This window comes from Streptomyces sp. NPDC020362 (assembly GCF_040642095.1).
Lineage (GTDB): Bacteria > Actinomycetota > Actinomycetes > Streptomycetales > Streptomycetaceae > Streptomyces.
Window position 1 is genome coordinate 1 of the sequence record NZ_JBFAET010000362.1, and the last position, 4,832, is coordinate 4,832.

A 4,832-nucleotide genomic window follows, 5' to 3' on the forward strand; every position below is an offset into this window, starting at 1 on the left:
CAGCGACCTAGTCGGGCTTCGTGACGTACTGACGAACCGCTGTGAGGTCCTGATCGTTAACGGTGGCCGGATCGCGGACAGCGGCGTAGACCTTGGCCGCTCCGAGGCCGATCAGCGCGCGGGCGAACGCGCGGCCGATGCCCCGATTGGCCCCCGTCACCAGGGCGATCGATCCCTTGATCTCCATCGCGCTCCCTTCCTGCCGACGCCCGCTGTGCCCGGCGGGCGCCGGGGACAAGCCGCGTGCCCGGCAGGCGCCGGGGACAAGAAGGACGCGTTTCCTCCACTGCCAGCCTGCATCAGATGCCGCCGCTTTGCATGTGCCGGGCGGCGCCTCGTCCGTGGTGCGGCGGCTGTTCTTTGCCGACCTGCAGTTACAGGACCCTGGCCGGCACATCGTCGGCCCGGGAGTAACTCTCTCCGATGCGGCTGCGGGGCCACACCACGGTGAGGGCCCGGGCACGCACGGCCCGGGCCCTCTCGGGTGTCATACGTGCGGGCGGCGACCCCTCTCCTGGTGTGGGAAGGTCTGGTCCGCTCCCGGGAGCGTCGGCTTCGGCAGCGTCGCCACCTCCTCCTTCGCCTTCTCCAACTGCTCCGCAGTGTCGTCGGGGAGCTCGGGCGGGCGGGGGCGGGCGTCGCTGAAGCGGAAGGCGGTCGTGAAGTCACCGAAGGTGGCGCGCCGCCAGGCGCTGATGTTCGGCTCCTCGACCCCGGTGAACCGCTCCAGGAACTGCAGGGCGGACGTGTGGTCGAAGGCCTCCGACGCGACCCAACCACCCACGGTCCAGGGCGAGATGATGATCGCGGGCACGCGGAAGCCGCCACCGATCGGCAGACCCTGGATGTACTCGTCCGCAGTGCCCGGCGGTGCGGTCGGCGGGGCCACGTGGTCGAACAGGCCGTCGTTCTCGTCGTAGTTGAGGATGAAGGCCGTCTTGCGCCACACCGAGGGATTCGACGCGATCGCCTCGATCTTCGAGGCCACGAAGTCGGCACCGGCGGCCGGCAGATAGTCGGGGTGCTCCGACTGGTAGCTCGTCGGCATGATCCAGCTCACCGCCGGGAGACGGTCGCCCCGGGCGTCGTCCTCGAAGGTGCCCTCGGACTGCGGGCGTACGCCTCGCTCGTACAGGTCGGAGCCGGGCTGTGCGTTCTTGAAGGCGGCGAACTGTTCGAGCATGTTGCAGCCGTAGTCGTCGTCCTGCTGGTAAACCTTCCAGCTGACGCCGGCCGCCTGGAGCCGTTCGGCGTACGTCGTCCAGCGGTACGGCGTCGGTGCCACATTGCTGATGACCGGGCCGCCCCGGGTGCCGCCCGGGTCGATCGAACCGGTCATCCACATCAGGCGGTTGGGCCAGGTGGGGCCGAACACCGAGCAGTAGTAGTTGTCGCAGACGGTGAAGGTCTCGGCGAGCGCGAACTGGAACGGGATGTCCTCGCGCGTGTAGTAGCCCATCACGTAGGGGCCGTTGGCGCCGTCGGCCTTGCGGTGGGCGGGCAGCCACTGGTCCATCCTGCCGCCGTTCCAGGCCTGGTGCTGCACGGACCAGGCGTGGCTGGTGGACGGGATGGCCTGTGCGCTCGACCTGTGGGTGTCGAGGTGGAAGGGCAGCAGATAGCCCTTCGGGTTCACGGCGTCGGGCTGGTAGAAGACGGATCGTCCGTTGTCCAGCCGGAGGGCGTCCGGGTCGCCGAAGCCCCGGACACCCGACAGCGTGCCGAAGTAGTGGTCGAACGACCGGTTCTCCTGCATCAGCATGACGACGTGCTCGATGTCGCCCAGTGAACCGTGCTCGGGCGGACCGGCGGCGACGGCTTTCTGGACGCTCGGCGGGAGGAGTGAGAGGGCCGCGGCGCCGCCCAGCGCGCCCGCGGCCGAACTCAGGAGTCTACGGCGTGTCAACTCGGCCATGGTTGCCCCTTCTGGAAGGAGAGAAGCTCACCGGAGTGACGGCCGGCCCGGCGAAAGTGCGGACCGCCGATCACTCTCCGCCCAGGGCGGCGGGCTCCGTCAGGGGTCGATGGTGAACATGTCGCCAACGCCCGGGAAGGGTTTGGCCAAGCCGTGACCCTCAACACCCGTGCGTTGCACGGCCGTTGCCGTGCGTTGAGAATTCGGTGGCTGCTGCACACACTTGGGTGCGGCATCGGGTGACACGGGGAACTCCGGTCCACTGCGAGCTGGTGAATCGCATGACCGTCCGCTGTGGCCGACCGGCAGCTGCACATCAAGCCACGCGGCTCCGGTCGGCTCGTACCACCACGGCTCACACGGCGCCGGCCCCTCAAACTGATGTCGAGGGGCCGGCGTTTGGTAGCGGGGGCGGGATTTGAACCACGCGACCTCTGGGTTATGAGCCCAGCGAGCTACCGAGCTGCTCCACCCCGCGTCGGCATGCCCAGCGTACGCCACGGGGAAGCACCCGGCTGGGATTTCCGGACCCGGTTCTTTCGCCCCGTCAGATGCACGTGCTCCGGGCGCTGCCTTCCCCAGCGGCCGGGTACCCATACCGGGTGAGTACGCGTGCTCAGGCACACGGTCCGGACCCGCTCGTAGCGTCGGCCCCATGCACATAGACCACGCTGCCCGCGGCCCACGGCTTCGGGCGGGCATCACGGCGGTAGCCTCCTGCCTGCCGGAACCCGAGGTGACCTCCTCGCAGTTGCAGGAGCAGATCACCGCGACATCCGGGCTGCACTTGCCGAGCCGGATGCTTGAACGAGTCACCGGCATCGTCTCGCGCCGGGCGGTGGCAGACGGCGAATACGCCTCGACGCTCGCGGTGCGGGCGGCGCGCACGGCATTGTCCCGGGCCGGGCTTTCCCCGTACGACGTGGACCTGCTGGTGTTCGCCTCCGCGACGCGGGACGTGGCCGAACCGGCGACCGCGCACATCGTCCAGGCCGAGCTCGGATCCCGGGCGCACGCGCTGGACGTGACCAACGCGTGCAACAGCTTCGTCAACGGCATCGACACGGCACGGGCGATGATCCTGGCCGGCCGGGCCCGTCGCGCCCTGGTGGTCACCGGGGAGACCCCGAGCCGGGCGGTGCGGCGCGCCCCCTCCGGCCCGGACCAGCTCCGGGACGGCTTCGCCGGCTACACCTTCGGCGACGCGGGAGCCGCGGTCGTGCTGGAGGCGGTGGACCGGGGCGGCATTCTGGACGTCGACACCGAGACACATTCCGAGCACTGGTCGGTCGGGGGCATCTTCGGCGGCGGCTCGCGTCACCCGCGCGGAGACGAACACACGTACTTCCGCGGGGACGGGAAGGAACTGCGCGAGGTGTTCGAGAAGGTCGGCACGTCGGTGCTCGACCGGATGAGGCAGCGCACCGGGCTGGAGTGGAACGACTTCCGGCACATCCTCGTGCACCAGGTCACCGTGCCGTACCTGGAGCGGTTCGTGGAGCTCACCGGCGTTCCCCGGGACAGGCTCGTCGTCACGGTCCCCGAGCTGGGCAACATGGCCAGTGCCACGCTGGGCGTGCAGCTCGACCTCGTCCACGAGCGACTGAAACCCGGCGACCGGGTGCTGTTCGTGGGACTGGGCGGTGGCGTGAGCATCATGACGATGGTGTGGGAGAAGGCGTGAGCGGCCTGTGGGTGGTGGTGCCCGCACACCAGGAGGCCTTGCGGATCGGCGCCACACTGGACGCCCTCGCGGTCCAGCGCGACCGGAACTTCACGCTCGTGGTGGTCGACAACGCCTCGACCGACGGCACCGGGGCCCTCGCACACGACTTCGCCCGCCGGGCGCCCTTCCCGGTGCACGTCCTCAGCGAGCCGCAGAAAGGCGTCGGCTGCGCGGTGGACACCGGTTTCCGGTACGCCATCCGCAACGGTGCGACGCTGCTGGCCCGTACCGACGCCGACTGCCTCCCGCGCCCCGGCTGGACCGCCGGCGCCCGTGACGCCCTCGGCCATGGCGCAGGCATGGTGTGCGGGCGCATCGACGCACGACGCGACGAGCACGGCCCCCTCGGGCGAGCAGTCTTCCGCACGCTGGTCCACGTCGCCGCCTTCTTCGGCCGGGTACGCCCCGCCCACCGGCGGCGCCATGGCTATCTCGCCCCCTACCGGATGCACGCGGGCAACAACATGGCCATCACCGCCGCCCTGTACGAGGCCGTGGGCGGGATGCCGCGCCGCCCTTCCCCCACCGACCGGCTCTTCCTGAACCGGGTGCGCCGCCACACCCCCGCCATCGTCCACGCCCGTGCCATGGTCGTGGAGAACTCCACCCGGCGGCTGCGCTCCTACGGCCTGCTCGGCACCGCCCGCTGGTACCTCGACAGGGGCCCGGGCAGCCACGGGGAGGACCCGCGCTGATGCTCGACCTCCTCACCCGTGCTCTCCGTGTCAGCCCCGACCGGCCGGCCATCCTCGGCACCACCCGGACCGGTGCCGTACGCACCAGGGCCACGTGCGGGGACCTCGCCGCACTCGCCGACCGCTACGCCGCCGCCCTGCACGAGCGGGGCATCGGGCGGGGAGGCACCGTCGGTGTCGCCGTACGGCCCGGACCTCGGGCCCTAGCGGTGATGCTCGCCGTGCACCGGCTCGGCGCGCGGGCCGCGGTGCTCGATCCCGGCGCCGGACCGGACGTGCTGCGTGCCCGGCTCGCCCTGGCCCGGCCCGATGTCGTCCTCGCCGATGCCACCGCCCAGGCCGTCGCCGGATGGGCCCGGCCGCTCGCCCGCCGGGCCCGGCTGGCCCTGCCGGACCTCGCCGAACTCGGTCCCGTGGCCACCGTCGGTCCCCGGCCGCCCGGCTGCGCCCCAGCCCTGGACACCGATGGCCGGGCGGTGATCCTGCCGCGGCCCGC

Annotated in this window: 4 protein-coding genes, 1 tRNA gene and 1 pseudogene; 3 read left to right on the plus strand and 3 right to left on the minus strand. The window is 71.2% G+C overall.

Annotated elements, in window-relative coordinates; genetic code table 11:
• Nucleotides 1-55: 55 nt before the first annotated feature.
• The 3 genes and pseudogenes from AB0H32_RS46850 to AB0H32_RS46860 form a co-directional block, all read right to left on the minus strand.
• Nucleotides 56-187 (minus strand): annotated as a pseudogene (locus AB0H32_RS46850) (short-chain dehydrogenase); the annotation flags it as partial.
• A gap of 300 nt (nucleotides 188-487) precedes the next feature.
• Nucleotides 488-1,915, minus strand: coding sequence for an alkaline phosphatase family protein (locus AB0H32_RS46855; RefSeq protein WP_361135399.1), 1,428 nt, complete (start codon nucleotides 1,913-1,915; stop codon nucleotides 488-490).
• 400 nt (nucleotides 1,916-2,315) lie between these two features.
• A tRNA-Met gene (locus AB0H32_RS46860) sits at nucleotides 2,316-2,393 on the minus strand.
• 177 nt (nucleotides 2,394-2,570) lie between these two features.
• Here AB0H32_RS46860 and AB0H32_RS46865 point away from each other — a divergent pair.
• The 3 genes from AB0H32_RS46865 to AB0H32_RS46875 form a co-directional block, all read left to right on the plus strand.
• Nucleotides 2,571-3,599 carry a ketoacyl-ACP synthase III gene (locus tag AB0H32_RS46865; protein ID WP_361135402.1) on the plus strand — a complete coding sequence of 343 codons (1,029 nt, stop codon included), beginning with the start codon at nucleotides 2,571-2,573 and terminating at the stop codon, nucleotides 3,597-3,599.
• On the plus strand, nucleotides 3,596-4,336 hold the full coding sequence (locus AB0H32_RS46870; protein ID WP_361135405.1) for a glycosyltransferase family 2 protein: 741 nt from the start codon (nucleotides 3,596-3,598) through the stop codon (nucleotides 4,334-4,336). The genes AB0H32_RS46865 and AB0H32_RS46870 overlap by 4 nt, the downstream gene beginning before the upstream one ends.
• A partial coding sequence (locus AB0H32_RS46875; protein ID WP_361135408.1) for an AMP-binding protein occupies nucleotides 4,336-4,832 on the plus strand: 497 nt, incomplete at its 3' end. The genes AB0H32_RS46870 and AB0H32_RS46875, both read left to right, overlap by 1 nt.